This is a genomic window from Phreatobacter oligotrophus (assembly GCF_003046185.1).
Lineage (GTDB): Bacteria > Pseudomonadota > Alphaproteobacteria > Rhizobiales > Phreatobacteraceae > Phreatobacter > Phreatobacter oligotrophus.
Genome location: NZ_PZZL01000002.1, coordinates 203,848 through 217,857, shown reverse-complemented (window position 1 = coordinate 217,857; position 14,010 = coordinate 203,848). Strand labels below are relative to the sequence as shown.

The 14,010-nt window shown below is 69.5% G+C and carries 16 protein-coding genes and 2 tRNA genes; 9 read left to right on the top strand and 9 right to left on the bottom strand.

Annotated features, from left to right (window positions below):
* The first annotated feature begins 98 nt into the window (after positions 1–98).
* Positions 99–803, top strand: a complete 705-nt coding sequence (locus C8P69_RS04985) for an HAD family hydrolase (RefSeq protein ID WP_108174768.1) — start codon at positions 99–101, stop codon at positions 801–803.
* Between the two features lie 4 nt (positions 804–807).
* Here C8P69_RS04985 and C8P69_RS04980 read toward each other — a convergent pair whose 3' ends face one another.
* A complete protein-coding gene (locus tag C8P69_RS04980) occupies positions 808–1,650 on the bottom strand; it encodes a patatin-like phospholipase family protein (RefSeq protein ID WP_170118123.1) in 843 nt (280 codons plus the stop codon).
* 123 nt (positions 1,651–1,773) lie between these two features.
* Between C8P69_RS04980 and C8P69_RS04975 the strand changes: the two genes are divergently transcribed.
* The 3 genes from C8P69_RS04975 to C8P69_RS04965 all read left to right on the top strand — a co-directional run bounded on the left by C8P69_RS04975 (position 1,774) and on the right by C8P69_RS04965 (position 2,604).
* Positions 1,774–1,850, top strand: a tRNA-Pro gene (locus C8P69_RS04975).
* Between the two features lie 204 nt (positions 1,851–2,054).
* Positions 2,055–2,327: a hypothetical protein gene (locus C8P69_RS04970; protein ID WP_108174766.1), complete on the top strand. Its 273-nt coding sequence runs from the start codon at positions 2,055–2,057 to the stop codon at positions 2,325–2,327.
* 64 nt (positions 2,328–2,391) lie between these two features.
* Positions 2,392–2,604 (top strand): hypothetical protein, encoded by a 213-nt coding sequence (locus tag C8P69_RS04965; protein ID WP_108174765.1) that lies wholly within the window; start codon positions 2,392–2,394, stop codon positions 2,602–2,604.
* Between the two features lie 3 nt (positions 2,605–2,607).
* Here the strand turns inward: C8P69_RS04965 and C8P69_RS04960 are convergent, their stop codons facing one another.
* From C8P69_RS04960 to C8P69_RS04935, 6 genes are all read right to left on the bottom strand, one after another.
* Complete coding sequence (locus C8P69_RS04960; protein ID WP_108174764.1) at positions 2,608–2,796, bottom strand: hypothetical protein; 189 nt, start codon at positions 2,794–2,796, stop codon at positions 2,608–2,610.
* Positions 2,797–2,848: 52 nt separating this feature from the next.
* Positions 2,849–3,994 (bottom strand): M20 family metallopeptidase, encoded by a 1,146-nt coding sequence (locus tag C8P69_RS04955; protein ID WP_108174763.1) that lies wholly within the window; start codon positions 3,992–3,994, stop codon positions 2,849–2,851.
* 9 nt (positions 3,995–4,003) lie between these two features.
* The gene (locus C8P69_RS04950) at positions 4,004–4,786 is read right to left on the bottom strand and encodes a DUF1499 domain-containing protein (protein WP_108174762.1); all 783 of its coding nucleotides are present in this window, start codon (positions 4,784–4,786) and stop codon (positions 4,004–4,006) included.
* A gap of 16 nt (positions 4,787–4,802) precedes the next feature.
* Positions 4,803–5,912, bottom strand: a complete 1,110-nt coding sequence (locus C8P69_RS04945; RefSeq protein WP_108174761.1) for a M48 family metallopeptidase — start codon at positions 5,910–5,912, stop codon at positions 4,803–4,805.
* On the bottom strand, positions 5,912–7,354 hold the full coding sequence (locus C8P69_RS04940; protein ID WP_108174760.1) for a DUF898 family protein: 1,443 nt from the start codon (positions 7,352–7,354) through the stop codon (positions 5,912–5,914). Before C8P69_RS04940 ends, C8P69_RS04945 begins: the two co-directional genes overlap by 1 nt.
* Positions 7,355–7,449: 95 nt before the next feature.
* Positions 7,450–9,075 (bottom strand): long-chain-fatty-acid--CoA ligase, encoded by a 1,626-nt coding sequence (locus C8P69_RS04935; RefSeq protein WP_108174759.1) that lies wholly within the window; start codon positions 9,073–9,075, stop codon positions 7,450–7,452.
* A 211-nt stretch (positions 9,076–9,286) separates the two neighbouring features.
* Here C8P69_RS04935 and C8P69_RS04930 point away from each other — a divergent pair.
* Positions 9,287–9,360 (top strand) — tRNA-Gln (locus tag C8P69_RS04930).
* Positions 9,361–9,471: 111 nt separating this feature from the next.
* On the top strand, positions 9,472–9,828 hold the full coding sequence (locus C8P69_RS04925) for a hypothetical protein (RefSeq protein WP_108174758.1): 357 nt from the start codon (positions 9,472–9,474) through the stop codon (positions 9,826–9,828).
* On the opposite strand, the gene C8P69_RS04920 is transcribed toward C8P69_RS04925, so the two are convergent.
* Positions 9,829–10,191, bottom strand: a complete 363-nt coding sequence (locus C8P69_RS04920) for a hypothetical protein (protein ID WP_245901871.1) — start codon at positions 10,189–10,191, stop codon at positions 9,829–9,831.
* Between the two features lie 80 nt (positions 10,192–10,271).
* Complete coding sequence (locus tag C8P69_RS04915) at positions 10,272–10,715, bottom strand: response regulator (protein ID WP_108174757.1); 444 nt, start codon at positions 10,713–10,715, stop codon at positions 10,272–10,274.
* Between the two features lie 277 nt (positions 10,716–10,992).
* Here C8P69_RS04915 and C8P69_RS04910 point away from each other — a divergent pair, with 277 nt between their 5' ends.
* Genes C8P69_RS04910 through C8P69_RS04900 form a run of 3 tightly spaced genes read left to right on the top strand, consistent with a single transcriptional unit; the run spans position 10,993 to position 13,998 of the window.
* Positions 10,993–13,221 (top strand): sensor histidine kinase, encoded by a 2,229-nt coding sequence (locus C8P69_RS04910; RefSeq protein WP_108174756.1) that lies wholly within the window; start codon positions 10,993–10,995, stop codon positions 13,219–13,221.
* Positions 13,184–13,591, top strand: coding sequence for a response regulator (locus C8P69_RS04905; RefSeq protein WP_108174755.1), 408 nt, complete (start codon positions 13,184–13,186; stop codon positions 13,589–13,591). The genes C8P69_RS04910 and C8P69_RS04905 overlap by 38 nt, the downstream gene beginning before the upstream one ends.
* Entirely contained in the window at positions 13,588–13,998 is a 411-nt protein-coding gene (locus tag C8P69_RS04900) for a DUF3574 domain-containing protein (protein ID WP_108174754.1), read from the top strand. Before C8P69_RS04905 ends, C8P69_RS04900 begins: the two co-directional genes overlap by 4 nt.
* Positions 13,999–14,010 lie beyond the last annotated feature (12 nt).

Sequence of the window (14,010 nt, the reverse complement as noted above, 5' to 3'; positions counted from 1 at the left end):
TAGGCCCACCGGCCGGCCAAGGCAAGTCCGCAGCACGGCCGCGTCCTTGCTGGACCGTCCGTCATGCCCGTGTCACAGGGACGGGCGAGGAGCCCCGCATGACCATTCGCGCCATTCTCTTCGACAAGGACGGCACCTTCGTCGATTTCGACCGCACCTGGGGACCCGCGGCCTTCCGCGTCATGGAACGCATGGCGCAGGGCGACCGCGCCGGCGTCGAGCGCCTGATGGCCGTCTCCGAGTTCGACGAGGCGGCGATGCGCTTCCGGCCTACCTCGCCGCTCGTCGCCGGCTCGTCAGCCGATTACGGCCCGCTCTGGGCTGAGGCGCTCGGTCGGCCCTTCTCCTCCGCCTTCACCGACGCAATGGACGTGCTCTTCGTCGAGGAAGGGCTCGCCGGCCTCACTCCCATCGGCGATCCGGCCGGCGCCATCGGCGCCCTCAAGGCGCGCGGCCTGGTCCTCGGCGTCGTCACCAACGATTCCGAGAACGGCGCCCGCAGCCAGACCGCGCGGCTCGGCATCGACCACCATTTCGATTTCATCGTCGGCTGGGATTCAGGCCATGGCCGCAAGCCCGCCCCCGGCCAGATCACCGCTTTTCTTGATGCCTGGCAGATGGCGCCACAGGAGGTCGTGCTGATCGGCGACAGCCTTCACGACATGCATGCCGCCCGCGCCGCCGGGGTCATCGCCGTGGGCGTCACCTCGGGGCCGCTGGTGCCGGACGGCTTCGCCGACCATGCCGACGTGGTGCTGCCCTCCTTCATGGAGCTGGAGGCCTGGCTCGATTCCCGCGTCTGAGCCCTCACAGGCTTCGCGCGAAAGCCTCGCCGTCCTTCAGGCCAAGCTCGTAGGCCGCGCGGATGGCCTCGCCATCCGTCACCGCGAAGCGGCTGGTGACGATCGGCACGGAGGGCTGCACCACCGTCCGCGTCTCCGTCGCCGGAATGGTCTTGCCCGCCCGGGTCGTCAGCACCAGCGTCCGCCCGCCTTTGGCCTCGACCGTCGCGATGCGATCGATCGGCGGGTTGTCGACCAGCCCGCCATCAAGGGCCGGCCGTCCATCGATGCGCCCGACGGGCATGAAGGGCGGCACTGCGGCCGTGCCCATCAGCGCCTCCACCAGCGCCTCGGGCGTCTCCAGCTGATGCGTGGAGACGTGGCCGGCGGTGAGGCCGACATGGCGCCCCGCGCGGGAATGGGCGGCGCCGAGCACGACCTTTTCGACCTGGTAGGCGCCGATGGCCGCATAGGCCGCGACCATGGCCGGCATCCAGCGCGGCGGATGCGTCACCTGGATCAGGATTTCCGGCGCCGCCCGGAGCGCGGCGAGCTCCAGCGGGCCGAAGACCGTGGCGATGAGATCGCGATAGAGGTCGGCGACCACGAAGGGGGAGCGCCCCTTCAGGAGCCGGCCCCAGTCAAGCTCCCGCTCGATCGTGGCGCAGGCCTCCAGGACGATGCTGCGGACGCGGTCGCCTTCGCCGATGAGCGAGAAGCAGGCCTGGAAGGCGCCGGCCGAGACCCCGACCACCAGCGACGGATTCTGCGGGCGGATGGCGGTGAAGGCGTCCCAGAACCCGCCCTGCCAGTAACAGCGGTTGCCGCCGCCGGCGAAGGCGATGGCATCGAATGAATATCGGCTCATGAGCCCTATCCAACCACCGCTCGCCGGCCCCGTCGAGGCATGGCCGGCATCTTGTCGAAAGCCGGCCTGACGGGGGTTGCGCCGCGGCAGAGGCATCGCTATACACGCGGCCTGTTCGCGAGGCGGAGTGTAGCGCAGTCTGGTAGCGCACCACGTTCGGGACGTGGGGGTCGCAGGTTCAAATCCTGCCACTCCGACCAGCGGCCTCCGGGCGCGGTCGGGCCTACGCGAGCAGCTCCTGACATTTTGAAGGCCTTACGAGCCCGCGACGCTTGGCGCTCGGTTTCCGCGGCGCGTCAGGTCTGCATCACATAAGATACATTCCGTAGGGTAAGCTTAACCCTCTGTTCACGCTGTCCGTCTAATCCTTGTGGGGTGCACAGGAAATAGGCAGGGAGTATCCGATGGTGAGCATGCAACGCGGCAACGTGGTGGCGCTGTTCGGTTCGGAGGAGGCGCCCTCTTACGATCCGGCGAGCCCGGTCCATGTGGTTCGCACCCTGGCCGACGCCACCTCCGCGCTCGGCAAGGTCGCCGAACTCATCGATGGCGGCGCTCTCGATGCTGACACCAAGCTGGCGCTGATCCGTGGGGTCCAGGACCTGGTGGTGCGCGCCTTCGACCTGAACTCCCGCTACATGCAGGCCAGCGGTCTCACACGCCTGCCGTCGCGCTGAACGGGCCGCCGCCGGAACCCCTTGTCCCCGCGCCACGTTTCTCCTGCGACCTCAGGAGAGCCAGATGGCCGAAAAATCCCCCGACCTCGTCGAACCGGATCGCCGCCAGCATCCGCCGCCGTCCTATGACGCACCGGGGCCGCAGGTGATCGGCACCGACACGGCGCGCTCGGCCGTCACCGGCAAGCCGGTGCTGTGGGTGCTCATCGCCAGCCTTGGGGCGGCCTTCGTGCTGCTGATGCTGTACTGGGGCTTTTGGTCCGCCAGCCTGCCCTGAACCTCAGGCGGAGGCGAGCTTGCGCAGGCCCTGGTTCACGGGCGGCGGCACCACCTTGTACTCCCCGCACCAGTCGCTGCGTGAGACCGACGGCCAGCGTGCCGAGCCGTCGTCCTTGGCGGTCGGGGGGTGGGCGCGGCAGATCCCGCGCGAATCCAGATAGTTCCGGCAGTTGCCGCACATTTCCGCCATGTCGCGGGGGCTCCCTCGAAGGACAGACCCTACGATCATTAGCGCGTGGCGGTTACCTCAGCGTTTCCATCAAGCCTGCAAGCAGACGGGCCCGCGGCAGGATCGAGGACACCAGACCGTGCTCCTCGAGCGTGTGGGCGCCGGCGCCGTCGATGCCGAGGCCGTCCAGCGTCGGCACGCCGAGCGCCGCGGTGAAATTGCCGTCCGAGCCGCCGCCGGTCATCGGGCAGTCCTCAAGGTCGAAGCCGACGGCATGGGCAACCGCCTTGGCGCGGTCGAGGAGCGCCACGATCGTCTCGGTCTTCGGATAGGCGGGGCGGTTGATGCCGCCTTCGACGGTCACGGTCACATCCGGCGTCACCGGCTGGAGGCCGAGGATGCGGGCGACCATCTCCTCACCCACCTTCGGATCGGGCACGCGCAGGTCGATCTCCGCCGTGCAGGTCTCCGGCGTGACGTTGGCGGCGGTGCCGCCCTTCACCAGGCCGACGGTGGTGGTGATGGCGCGCGCATAGTCGGTCATGCCCTCGATGGCGAGGATCTGGTGCGCCATTTCGCGGATGGCGCTGCGGCCGTCCTGGTGACGCGCGCCCGCATGCGCGGGCCGGCCGGTGCAGGTGAGGGTGAAGCGGCCGACGCCCTTGCGGGCGGTGACGATCCGGCCGCCGTCGCGGGCGGGCTCGGTAACCAGCACATAGGCGGCCTTCGCGGCCTCTTCCTCGATCATGGCGCGGGAGGTGGGGCTGCCGACCTCCTCGTCCGGGGTGAAGAGGAAGGTCACTGGCCGCGCCGTCGGCACGCCGGCCCGCACCAGCGCGCGATAGCCGGCAACCGCCAGATAGGCGCCGCCCTTCATGTCGTAGAGGCCCGGCCCGAACAGCTTGTCGCCTTCGCGCCGGAAGGGCAGGCGCCCGGTCAGCGTGCCCTTGGGGTGCACGGTGTCGATATGGGTGAGGACCAGGATCGGCTTCTCGTTGGAAGCCTCCGCGCTCGACACCTTGAGGATCCCGCCATAGCCATCGACGCCGGCAACGCGGTCGAACCTCACCGGCAGGCCCTTGAAATCGTCCTCCACAGCATCGAGCACCGCCTCGACGCCGGCCGGATCATGGGTGGGGCTTTCGATCGAGACCCAGCGGCGGATGCCCTCGATCACCTCGTCCTCGTGCAGCGGAACGGTCGCAGCCCGGATGCTCATGTCAGTCCCTCATCGTTCGCGTTGGGCGCGCCGCGCCGCAACCCGCATCTCGTCGAGCGCGGCGATGGTCCGCCGCGCGTTTTCGCCGAAATCCTGCCGTCCGTAGCGCGCGGCCGAGCGCATGTCGATGCGGGCGCGCCCGTTCACCGAGCGGATGCGGATGACGATGTCGTCGCGAAAGCCCAGCAGCAGGGAGCGCGTCACCATCTCCACCCGACCCTCGCGGTCGGGGCCGCGATAATCGACCTGGTCGAGCACGGTCCAGCGCCGCGATTCCACGAGGTCGTTGACGATCTCGTTGACGCTGTCCGCCGGCAGGTCGACATCGATGCCGCGGATTTCCGGATAGATCCGCCGCTGCACCGGCGCGAAGGCGGCGGGATAGGCGACTGGATTGGCATTGGCGGGCCGGGCCATGGCGGCGATGCCGAAACTCGGCGGATCGGTGAGGTCGCTGGTGATGTCGTTGAGCGCCGGCAGGCGGAGGCCAATGACCATCAGCGCCACGGGATAGGCCGAGACGGCGAGGCCCAGCACGACGGCGAGCGTCGCCCGCCGCGCGCCGCCATAGCCCGTCACCCAGATGACGATGCCGCCGAGCACCGCCAGCAGCACGCCGATGGCGACGATGGCGAGGCCGAGGGCGAGGGCGATCACCGCCTGGTAGCCGTCCAGCCGGTCCAGGCGGGCGGCGAGGATGGCCACCAGCATCACCGCCATGCCGGCAAGCACCAGCCTCAGGCCCCAGATGGCGAGGCGGGAGGTCGGTTCGACGAGAGGTCTGCGCGGCATGCGGGCTCGGTCCGGCTCAGCTGGTCGTGCTGCAGATAGCACGCAGCGCCTGCCATTGCGCGGGCGACAGGGCAGGGGCCACCACCGGCTTGTTCTCGGCGAGCTTGCGGATCGCCGCCTCGCGCTCGGGGCCTGCCGGATGGCTGTTCAGCCAGGTGAGCACGCCGGGCATGCCGTCGGCGCCGGCGATGCGGAAGAAGCGGGCAAGGCCTTCGGGATCGCCGCCGGCGCGCAGCATCAGGTCCACGCCGAAGGCGTCGGCCTGCCGCTCGGCATCGCGCGAGAAGGCGCTGGAGAGCAGAGTGCGCGAGGCGATGAGGATCGCCGTGCCGCCGGCGAAATCGCCGAACACCGTGCCGAGCAGGAAGGCGAGCCCGCCGGACTGGATCGCCGCCTGCAGGCCGTGGCGGTGGCGCACATGGCCGATCTCGTGGCCGAGCACGCCCGCCACCTCGTCGGGCCCGCGCGCTTTGTCGATCAGGCCGCGCATGACGTAGATGTAGCCGCCGGGCAGGGCGAAGGCGTTGACCATGCCGCTGTCGAGCACCACCACGGTGAGCGGCACGTGGAGGCCGGCGGCCCGCTCGTAGCGGCCGACGAGATCGGCGAGTGCGGCGACGCCGGCCGGCGCCGAGCAGGTCTTGAGGCCGCGCGGCCCGCCGAACTCGGTGCGGACCTGCGGGTCCATGGCCGCGCCGAGCCTTTGCTCGACGGAGGCGGGCACCAGCGGTGCGATGCTGCTCGCCAGAGCCGGCAGGCCCCAATAGGCAAGGCCCATCAGCGAGACCACGGCCGCCAGCGCCCAGAGCACCACGGACCGGCGCTCGCGCCGCCCGCCCTCTGCGCCGGTGAGCGACAGCGGCGCGCGTGCGGAGAGCTCGGCGGCAAAGGCGGGGTCGTCGACCTCGAGCCGTGGTTCGGCGCTCGAGCCCGGCTCCGGCACGCGGGTGATGGCGAGGCCCGTGCCGCGGAACCCCTCGATGCGGCGGATGGCGGCATAGGGCCAGCGCGCCACCACGAAGCCCTCGCCGGAGAAGATGGCGAGCCCCTCGGGATGCAGCGAGACCTCCACCGCCTGCCGGCGGCTGGTGATCCCGTCATAGTACCGGGCGGAGATCGAGGGCATCAGGTGCTGAACCCGAAATCGACGGCGCTGCCGAGGCTGTCGCCCATGGCCGAGGCATCGACATTGTTGGCGCGGGCATGGTCGAGCGCGGCGAGGTTCACCACCGCCAGCGACGACAGGCGGGCGCGCTGCAGGCGCAGGTCGATCAGCAATTGCTTGGCGATCCACATCGTGCCGAACAGGACGAGATAGGCGACGACGACGAGCAACCCGCCGATGATCCCGGCCGTGGTCGACGAGACCCCGTCACCGCCACGCAGGATCGCCACGGTGGCGATGCCGCCGAAGCCGATGGCCGAGACGATGCCGAGCAGGATCAGCACGCCGAACAGCGCCACCGCGCCGAGGAGATAGACCCGGTAGGAGGCGCCGATGGTGAAGCGCGAGGTGAACGAGGCCCCGCCGATCCGCGTGCCCTCCATCCGCCAGCGGAAGGCGATGGCCTGGAAGGCCGGGAAGAGCAGGATGGGGATGACGATGGTCAGAAGACCCACTCCCGCCACCGCGGCGATGGCAAGCCCGACCACCGTCGAGACGCGCGAACTCGAGCCGTCCAGCCAGAGCCACAGCGCATCCCAGGCCTCGGGCGGCACGGAGGCGATGATGGAGATGACCGAAGCGACCGGCAGCGCCAGCGCGATCAGCCAGAGCACGATGCCGCGGCGGAACAGGACGATCGGCTCGCCGGTGAAGTCGCCCTGAACGTCGCCGTACCAGGTGTTGCGCATCTTCATCCGCTCCATTGCCGCGGTCGCCCAGGGGTAGAACAGGCCGAGCGACAGCACGACGAGGATCCAGAGGCCGAAGGCGCGGAACGCATAGGACCAGGCCGACCCGGTCATGCGCAGGCGCAAGCCCCGGAAGGAGGTGCGGGTGAGCCGATAGCGGCGGCCGGCATAGACCGCGAACTGGCCGAGCAGGGCATAGGCGAGGAAGACCGTTCCGGAGACGACAAGCTCGGCCTGCGGCAGGCCCAGCAGCACGAGGAAGGCGCCGAGCTGGATCGGCAGGACCACGGCCAGCGCGATCAGGAAGCCCTTGAACAGCTCCATGCCCCGGCCGGTATAGGTGATGTCTTCGGGCCCGACGAAGCTGTGGCCCCAGTAGTAGCGGCGGATCTCGGTGGTGAACCAGAAGCGGTAGAGGCCGAGGGTGAGCACCTGCAGGACATAGCCGCGGACGAGGAGGCCGAAGAGCTCGCCGTTCTCGCCGGTGAACACCATCCGCGTCGGGGGCGCCGGGGTGGGTGCAGCCGGGGGAGGGGGGCTCACCGGCGGCACGGAGGTGGTTCGCGCCGCAGTGAGCGAGGCTTCCGCCGCCGCCATGGCGGCCGCGGCCGAGCGCGGCCCCCAGGGTCCCTGGCTTGCGCCCTGGCCTGCGCCCTGCGGCGATGATCCCGGCCGGGACGGGTCCATGGGACCCGGCGGGGCGGCTTCCGTCATTCCATCCTCCGGTCGATGACGGAGGCCATGCTAGCCGCCCCCGCGTTGCAGCGCCACGACGCCGCACGCGTTTCGCTGTTGCGATGCGGCAGGGCTCAGCCGGGGAAGCGATAGGCCTTGAACTGGTCGCGCAGCGCCGTCTTCTGGATCTTGCCGGTGGCGGTGTGCGGGATCTCCGGCACGACCACCACGTCGTCGGGCATCCACCACTTCGCGATCTTGCCCTCCATGAAGGCGAGCAGCCCGTCGCGGGTCGGCGTGCGGCCGGCCTTCGGGACGACGATCAGCAGCGGCCGCTCGTCCCACTTCGGATGGGCGATGCCGATCACCGCCGCCTCGGCGACGTCGGGATGGCCGACCGCGAGGTTCTCAAGGTCGATGGAGGAGATCCACTCGCCGCCCGACTTGATGACGTCCTTCGAGCGGTCGACGATACGCATGTAGCCGTTGGGGTCGATCGAGGCGACGTCGCCGGTGTCGAAGAAGCCGTCCTCGTCGAGGATCTCACCGCCCTCGTTCTTGAAATAGGCGGCGGCGATGGACGGCCCGCGCACCACGAGTCGGCCGAAGGCCTTGCCATCGCGGGCGAGCTCGCGCTTGGAATCGTCGACGATCTTCATCTCGACGCCGAAGGGCGGGTGGCCCGTCGTCTCCTTGATGTCGAGCCAGGCATCGCCGGTGAGGTCGGCGACCTCCGGCTTCATCGAGCAGACCGTGCCGATCGGGCTGAGCTCCGTCATGCCCCAGGCATGCAGCACCTCGACGTCATAGACATCGCGGAAGGTCTGGGTGACGGCGCGCGGGCAGGCCGAGCCGCCGATGATCGTCTTGCGCAGATGGGGCAGCTTCAGGCCGTTCTGCTCGAGATGCTGCAGCAGCATCAGCCAGACCGTCGGCACCGCCGCCGAATGCGTGACCTTGTAGGTGTTCAGCAGTTCGTAGATCGAGGCGCCGTCCATCTTCGGGCCGGGCATGACCATGGTCGTGCCGGCCATGGGCGCGGTGAAGGCGAGCGACCAGCCATTGGCGTGGAACATCGGCACGACGGGCAGGATCGTGTCGCGCGCCGCGAGGCCTAGCATGTCCGGGCCGTTGGCGATCAGCGAGTGCAGGATGTTGGAGCGGTGCGAATAGACGACGCCCTTGGGGTTTCCCGTCGTGCCGGAGGTGTAGCACATGCCCGCGGCGGTGTTCTCGTCGAAGCTCTTCCAGGCGAAGTCGTCATCGACCTCGTTCAGCCAGTCCTCATACGCGACAGCGTTCCGGAGGCTCGTCTGCGGCATGTGCGCGCCGTCGGTCAGCACGATGTAGCGCTCCACCGTCGGCAGCTTGTCCTGCAGCTTCTCCAGCAGCGGCACGAAAGTCAGGTCGATGAACATCATGCGGTCCTCCGCATGATTGGCGATCCAGGCGATCTGCTCGGGGAAGAGGCGCGGGTTCAGCGTGTGATAGACCGCGCCGATGCCGGTGATGCCGTACCAGACCTCGAGGTGCCGCCAGGTGTTCCAGGCCACCGTGCCGACCCGGTCGCCGAGCCCGATCCCGTCCTTCTCCAGCCGCTTGGCGACCCGCAGCGCATTGCGGCGGATGGCGGCATAGGTCGTCTCGACGATCGGCCCCTCGACGGAGCGGGAGATGACCTTGCGGTTGGCATGATAGAGCCCGGCATGGTCGATGATCTTCGAGATGAGCAGCGGCCAGTCCTGCATCAGACCCAGCATGGCGTCCTCCACGACGGTGTGTTTGCGGCCGGGCGGGCGGCCGATCGGTGCCGAAACCTAGTGCAGGAGGCGGAGCGGCGTCCACAGACGCCTCCCTCTGGCCTTCGGCAGTGGCGGACGGCGCCGATGATCCACACCGGGCGTTGAACGGCGGCGATCACATCGCTATGGTCCGCCCCGCCTGACGCCGGAGCAGCGCTCCCGGCCGCACTGGGTCGTCGTCTAATGGTAGGACTCGGGTTTTTGGTACCCGCTATCTAGGTTCGAATCCTAGCGACCCAGCCAGGCATGCCGCAGCGTCCTGCGGAACAAAATCGCCAATTCCTTCGTTTCCAGCTCATGATCCGGCCCGCGCAAGTCGTTCGCGTCGCGGGCCCCCACGCTGGAATCCATCCCATGACCACGTTCCCCTTCACGGGGGCCGCCGCGGGCATCCTGTGCCTCGGGGCTCTCGTCCTGTCGCCCGCCGCCACGGCAAATCCCCTCCGGATCGACGCCGGCCCCCGCGTCTGCTCGGCCGAGACCCAGCATGCCGCGCTGGTGTCCCGCCGCGGACAGGCCGCCTCCGAGCGCGTGCTCCAGTTGGTCGAGGGCAACCTCGGGCTCTTCGCCGTCGACCTGTCGCTCGATGCCCCGCTCTCGGCCGAGGTCGCCGAGCAGCAGATGGCCATCATGCGCTCGGTTGCGAGCGAGCTGGGCATGGCGGCTGACGCCACCCCCGAGCCGCATCAGGCTGCGGCCCTGGCGGAGTGATCAGCGCACGCAGATCCGGAAGTCCGCGCCCTCCCAGCAGGCCCGGTCGGTGGTCGACCGGCGCGCCGTGCCCCAGCGCGAATTGATGCCGTCCCGGGTGAGGCCGCGCACCTCGGCCACGCCCGGCTCGATGATCGACACGCTCACCGACAGGATCGGCCCAAACAGTGCGCCCTGGCCGCCGCCGCGCGGCGAGAGCCCGAAGGAGCCGTCGCGCCCGTCCGGCTGGAAGTCGCAGATCCGCTCCAGCGCCACCCGGCCGTTCTGCTCGATCCGGCACTGCGCATCGCGGGCGGCGGCGGGCAGGGCGCTGGCGGCAAGGAGGAGGGCGGCAACGGGCAGGGCGCGGGTCATGTTCGTCATGGGACTTGGTTCGTCTCGCTGGAGGCGGGAAGGCTTCGCGCACTTGCACCGCCTGGGCCGCGAACTCAAGTCGGCCCGTCTCAGGCCGCCGCGTGGCGCGCCGTCTTCTGCCAGTATTCGACGATGGCGCCGATCATGGCGCGGTAGCCCTCCAGCGACGAGGGCTTGCGGAACATGGTGTTGGCGCCGGCCTCATAGGCCTTGTCCACCGACAGGGTGGACCCGTCGCCGGAAATGACGATCACCGGGATCTGCCGGGTCAGTTCATCGCGGCGGATGCGCTTGAGGAACTCGAACCCGTCCATCGCGCCGAGCGTCAGGTCGAGGATGATGATGTCGGGATCGTCGGGCAGCGCCGGATTGTCGCCGCGGGCATCGGAGAAATGCAGCCGGGCCAGCCCTTCCTCGGCCGAACCGAATGTCTCGAACGAGCAGTCCGGGAGGCGTTCCTCGAAGAACTGGATCATGAAGCCGATGTCGTGGAGTTCGTCATCGATGATCATGATGCGGGTCAACTGCCGCATGTGGTTCCCCGTCGCCTGGGAAGGACAGAACAATCTGCAAAAAACCCCGCGGCGGCGGGATCGAGAATCTCCCTCCCGCCGCCGGCGCGTTTGAGCATAGGAGGACGATGCGCGGGGAAGCAATCACCACGGCGTTACCATCATGCCGCAAGGGCGATGCCGATCAGGCCGCCTCGCCGCCACCCCGACGGGGGGCCGGAGTTGACGCAGCGGAGCGCTGCTATGATCACCCCGGAAGCGGCCTGCGAATCGGCCGACCCCAGGGGAGGCAGGCAGGGTGCAGGAGGTCGGCAAGGAGCGATCGCTGGCGGTCTATCTCGTCGCCTTCGCGGCGGTGATCGTTGTGCCGCTCATGCTCCTGGCCGTTGCCGTGGCCTGGCGCTTCGCCGATGCCGAGATCTCGCGGCTCAAGCTGGTCGGCCAGCAGCGCACCGAGGATGTCGCCGCCGAGATCGAGCGGATGCTCGGCAGCCGCCTCGACATCCTGCGGGTGCTCGCGACCTCCCCGGCCATCGATGCCAGCGACCACGCCGCCTTCGACGCCCAGGCGCGGCAGTTCACCGAATCCGGCGTCGACATCCGCCTGCGGGCGCTCGACGGTCGGCTGCTGGTCGATACCGGCCTGCCGCCCGGCGAGGTGCTGCCGCACTGGCCGCTCCTCGAGCCGATGACGGAAGCGATCCGCAGCCGCCAGCCGGTCTTCTCCAGCCTCTTCGTCAGCCGCGGCACCAGCACCTATGCGGTGGCCATCTTCGTGCCGGTGGTCCGCGACGGAACAGTGGTGGCGCTCGTCTCCAACACCTTCAGCCCCGAGGTCTTCCATCGCTTCATGGTCCGCGCCGGCATCAGCGATCCCTATTTCGCCTCGCTGTCGGACCGCTCCGGGCTCATCATCGCCCGCTCGGCCAATCACGAGGCATCCGTCGCCCGCCAGCTGCCCTCCTTCGACGCGGCGGTCGGACGGTCCGGCTCCTGGAACGGCATCAATGCCGATGGCCTGAAGGTCAGGGCCTTCTACCAGCGCTCGGATCTCAGCGGCTGGCTGGTGACGCTCGGCCTGCGGGAGAGCGCCATCGACGCGGCGCTCTGGCGCACCTTCGGCGGCGTCACGGTGGTCGGCCTCCTGCTGGTCATCCTGTCGATCGCCATGGCCACCGTCCTCGTGCGCCGCCTGTCGCGCGCCGCCAATGCCATGGTCGAGGCCGCCGCCGCCATGGAGCGCGGCCAGCTCACCGTCGTCCCCCGCACCGACATCGTCGAGGTGAACCGCGTCGGCGAGGCCTTTGGCCGCGCCTCGGTGAAGCTGCACCTCCAGGCCTCGGCGCTCGCCCGCGCCAACCGCGAGCTGGAGCGCCGCGTCGAGGAGCGCGGTGCGGCGCTGGAGGCGAGCGAGGAGCGCTACCGGCTGCTGGCCGAGAATGCCCGCGACACGATCCTGCTGCGCAACGTCGAGGGGCGCCTCTTCTACGCTTCGCCGTCCTGCCAGCGCCTCCTCGGCTACACCCCGGAGGAGATCGTGGCGATCCACCCCGTCAGCATCGTCCATCCCGACGACTGGCGGCGGGTGGACGGCGTCAACCGGGCCATGGCCGACGGACGCGAGCTCGGCTTCAGCATCCACCGGCTGCGCCACAAGGAGGGCCACTGGGTGTGGATCCAGGCGGCCTATAGCCGGCTGCCGCATGCATCGTCTGACGAGCCCTCGATCATGGTCGTGGTCCGCGACGACACCGAGCGGCAGGAGCAGGAGACCAAGCTCCGCCAGACCAACGAGTCGCTGCGCCAGTTCTCCGCCATCGTCTCCCACGACCTGCAGGCGCCGCTGCGCCACATCAACATGTTCTCCGACATGCTCGGCGCCCGTGTGGCGGGAACGGACGCCGAGGCGGCCGGCTATGCCGCCAAGATCCAGGGCAGCGTCGAGCGAATGCAGCGCCTGATCCGCAGCCTCAACGCCTATACGCAGGTCGCCTATGCGCTGGAGAAGCGGGACGCCGTGGACCTCGCCGTCGTGGTGAGCGAGGCGGTCGCCATGCTCGATGCCGACATCCAGGCTGCCGGCGCCACCATCAAGGTGTTCAACCTGCCGACCATCGAAGGCGACCAGGAACTGCTCGTCCGCCTGTTCCAGAACCTCATCGGCAATGCCGTGAAATATCGCGGCGACGAGCCGCCGGTGGTGAAGATCCGCGCCCGGCCCGCCGGCCGCTTCTGGGAGGTCGCGGTCGAGGACAACGGCATCGGCATCGACCCGCTCTATGCCGATCGCGTCTTCGAGATTTTCCGCCGCCTGCACCGCGACGAGAGCCGCTATCCCGGCATCGGGCTTGGCCTGGCGCTCTGCCGGCGCATCGTCGAGAGCCACGGCGGTGAAATCTGGCTCGACAAGGACTGGCCAAAGGGCGCACGGTTCCAGATGACCCTGCCGCGTCGGCGGGCGAAGGCGGAGCGAAGGACGGGAGGAGGCGATGGCGAAACCCAACCGGTCGATGCTGTTGGTCGATGACGACCCGAACGAGCTGTTCTTCCTGCGCAACGCCTTCGCGGCGACCGGCGGCGCCGTCGACATCCGCCATGCCGAGAGCGGCGAGGTGGCGCTGGCCGAGATCGCCCGGGAGAGCCCGGACCTTGTCCTGCTCGACCTCTCCATGGCCGGCATGGACGGCTTCGACGTCCTCCAGCGGCTGCGCGCCGACGAGGCGACGCGGACCCTGCCCACGCTGATCTTCTCAAGCTCCGACCGCGACGAGGACATCCGCCGGTCCTATCGCGAACATGCCAATGCCTATCTGGTGAAGCCGCGCTCCTCCGACGGCTATCGCGACCTCGCCAGGAACCTCGAGGGCTTCTGGTACGACACGGCCCGCCTGCCGTGAGCCGTGCGCCTGCCGTCCTGCTGCTGGCCTCGCTGGTGCTCGCCGGCTGCGTCACCACCGGCGCGCCGGCCTGCCCGCCGGGCGGCCGCGAGCGGCTGGTGGCGGACCTGCTCTTCGGCCGCAACATCGGCGGGCGGCTGGGGGTCTCGGAAGCCGCTTTCGCGGGTTTCGTCGACCGCGAGGTGACGCCGCGCTTTCCCGACGGCCTCACCATCACCGATGCCCGAGGCCAGTATCGCGAGGCCTCGGGCCGGCTGATCCGCGAGCCCTCCAAGGTCATCACCATCGTCCTGGCGGACGAGGCCCGCGACCTGCCGCGTCTCGCCGAGGTCGCGGCCGCCTATCGCCGCCGTTTCGCGCAGGACTCCGTCGGCATTGTCACGAAGCGCGCCTGCGTCGCCTTCTGACGGACTTGTCTG

Coding starts and splice junctions, on each gene's coding strand:
- C8P69_RS04955 (WP_108174763.1), bottom strand. CDS start 3,994: ATGAGCATCCGGGCTGCGACCGTTCCGCTGCACGAGGACGAGGTGATC.
- C8P69_RS04950 (WP_108174762.1), bottom strand. CDS start 4,786: ATGCCGCGCAGACCTCTCGTCGAACCGACCTCCCGCCTCGCCATCTGG.
- C8P69_RS04960 (WP_108174764.1), bottom strand. CDS start 2,796: ATGGCGGAAATGTGCGGCAACTGCCGGAACTATCTGGATTCGCGCGGG.
- C8P69_RS04970 (WP_108174766.1), top strand. CDS start 2,055: ATGGTGAGCATGCAACGCGGCAACGTGGTGGCGCTGTTCGGTTCGGAG.
- C8P69_RS04920 (WP_245901871.1), bottom strand. CDS start 10,191: ATGACGAACATGACCCGCGCCCTGCCCGTTGCCGCCCTCCTCCTTGCC.
- C8P69_RS04980 (WP_170118123.1), bottom strand. CDS start 1,650: ATGAGCCGATATTCATTCGATGCCATCGCCTTCGCCGGCGGCGGCAAC.
- C8P69_RS04945 (WP_108174761.1), bottom strand. CDS start 5,912: ATGCCCTCGATCTCCGCCCGGTACTATGACGGGATCACCAGCCGCCGG.
- C8P69_RS04935 (WP_108174759.1), bottom strand. CDS start 9,075: ATGCTGGGTCTGATGCAGGACTGGCCGCTGCTCATCTCGAAGATCATC.
- C8P69_RS04965 (WP_108174765.1), top strand. CDS start 2,392: ATGGCCGAAAAATCCCCCGACCTCGTCGAACCGGATCGCCGCCAGCAT.
- C8P69_RS04915 (WP_108174757.1), bottom strand. CDS start 10,715: ATGCGGCAGTTGACCCGCATCATGATCATCGATGACGAACTCCACGAC.
- C8P69_RS04925 (WP_108174758.1), top strand. CDS start 9,472: ATGACCACGTTCCCCTTCACGGGGGCCGCCGCGGGCATCCTGTGCCTC.
- C8P69_RS04985 (WP_108174768.1), top strand. CDS start 99: ATGACCATTCGCGCCATTCTCTTCGACAAGGACGGCACCTTCGTCGAT.
- C8P69_RS04940 (WP_108174760.1), bottom strand. CDS start 7,354: ATGACGGAAGCCGCCCCGCCGGGTCCCATGGACCCGTCCCGGCCGGGA.
- C8P69_RS04905 (WP_108174755.1), top strand. CDS start 13,184: ATGGCGAAACCCAACCGGTCGATGCTGTTGGTCGATGACGACCCGAAC.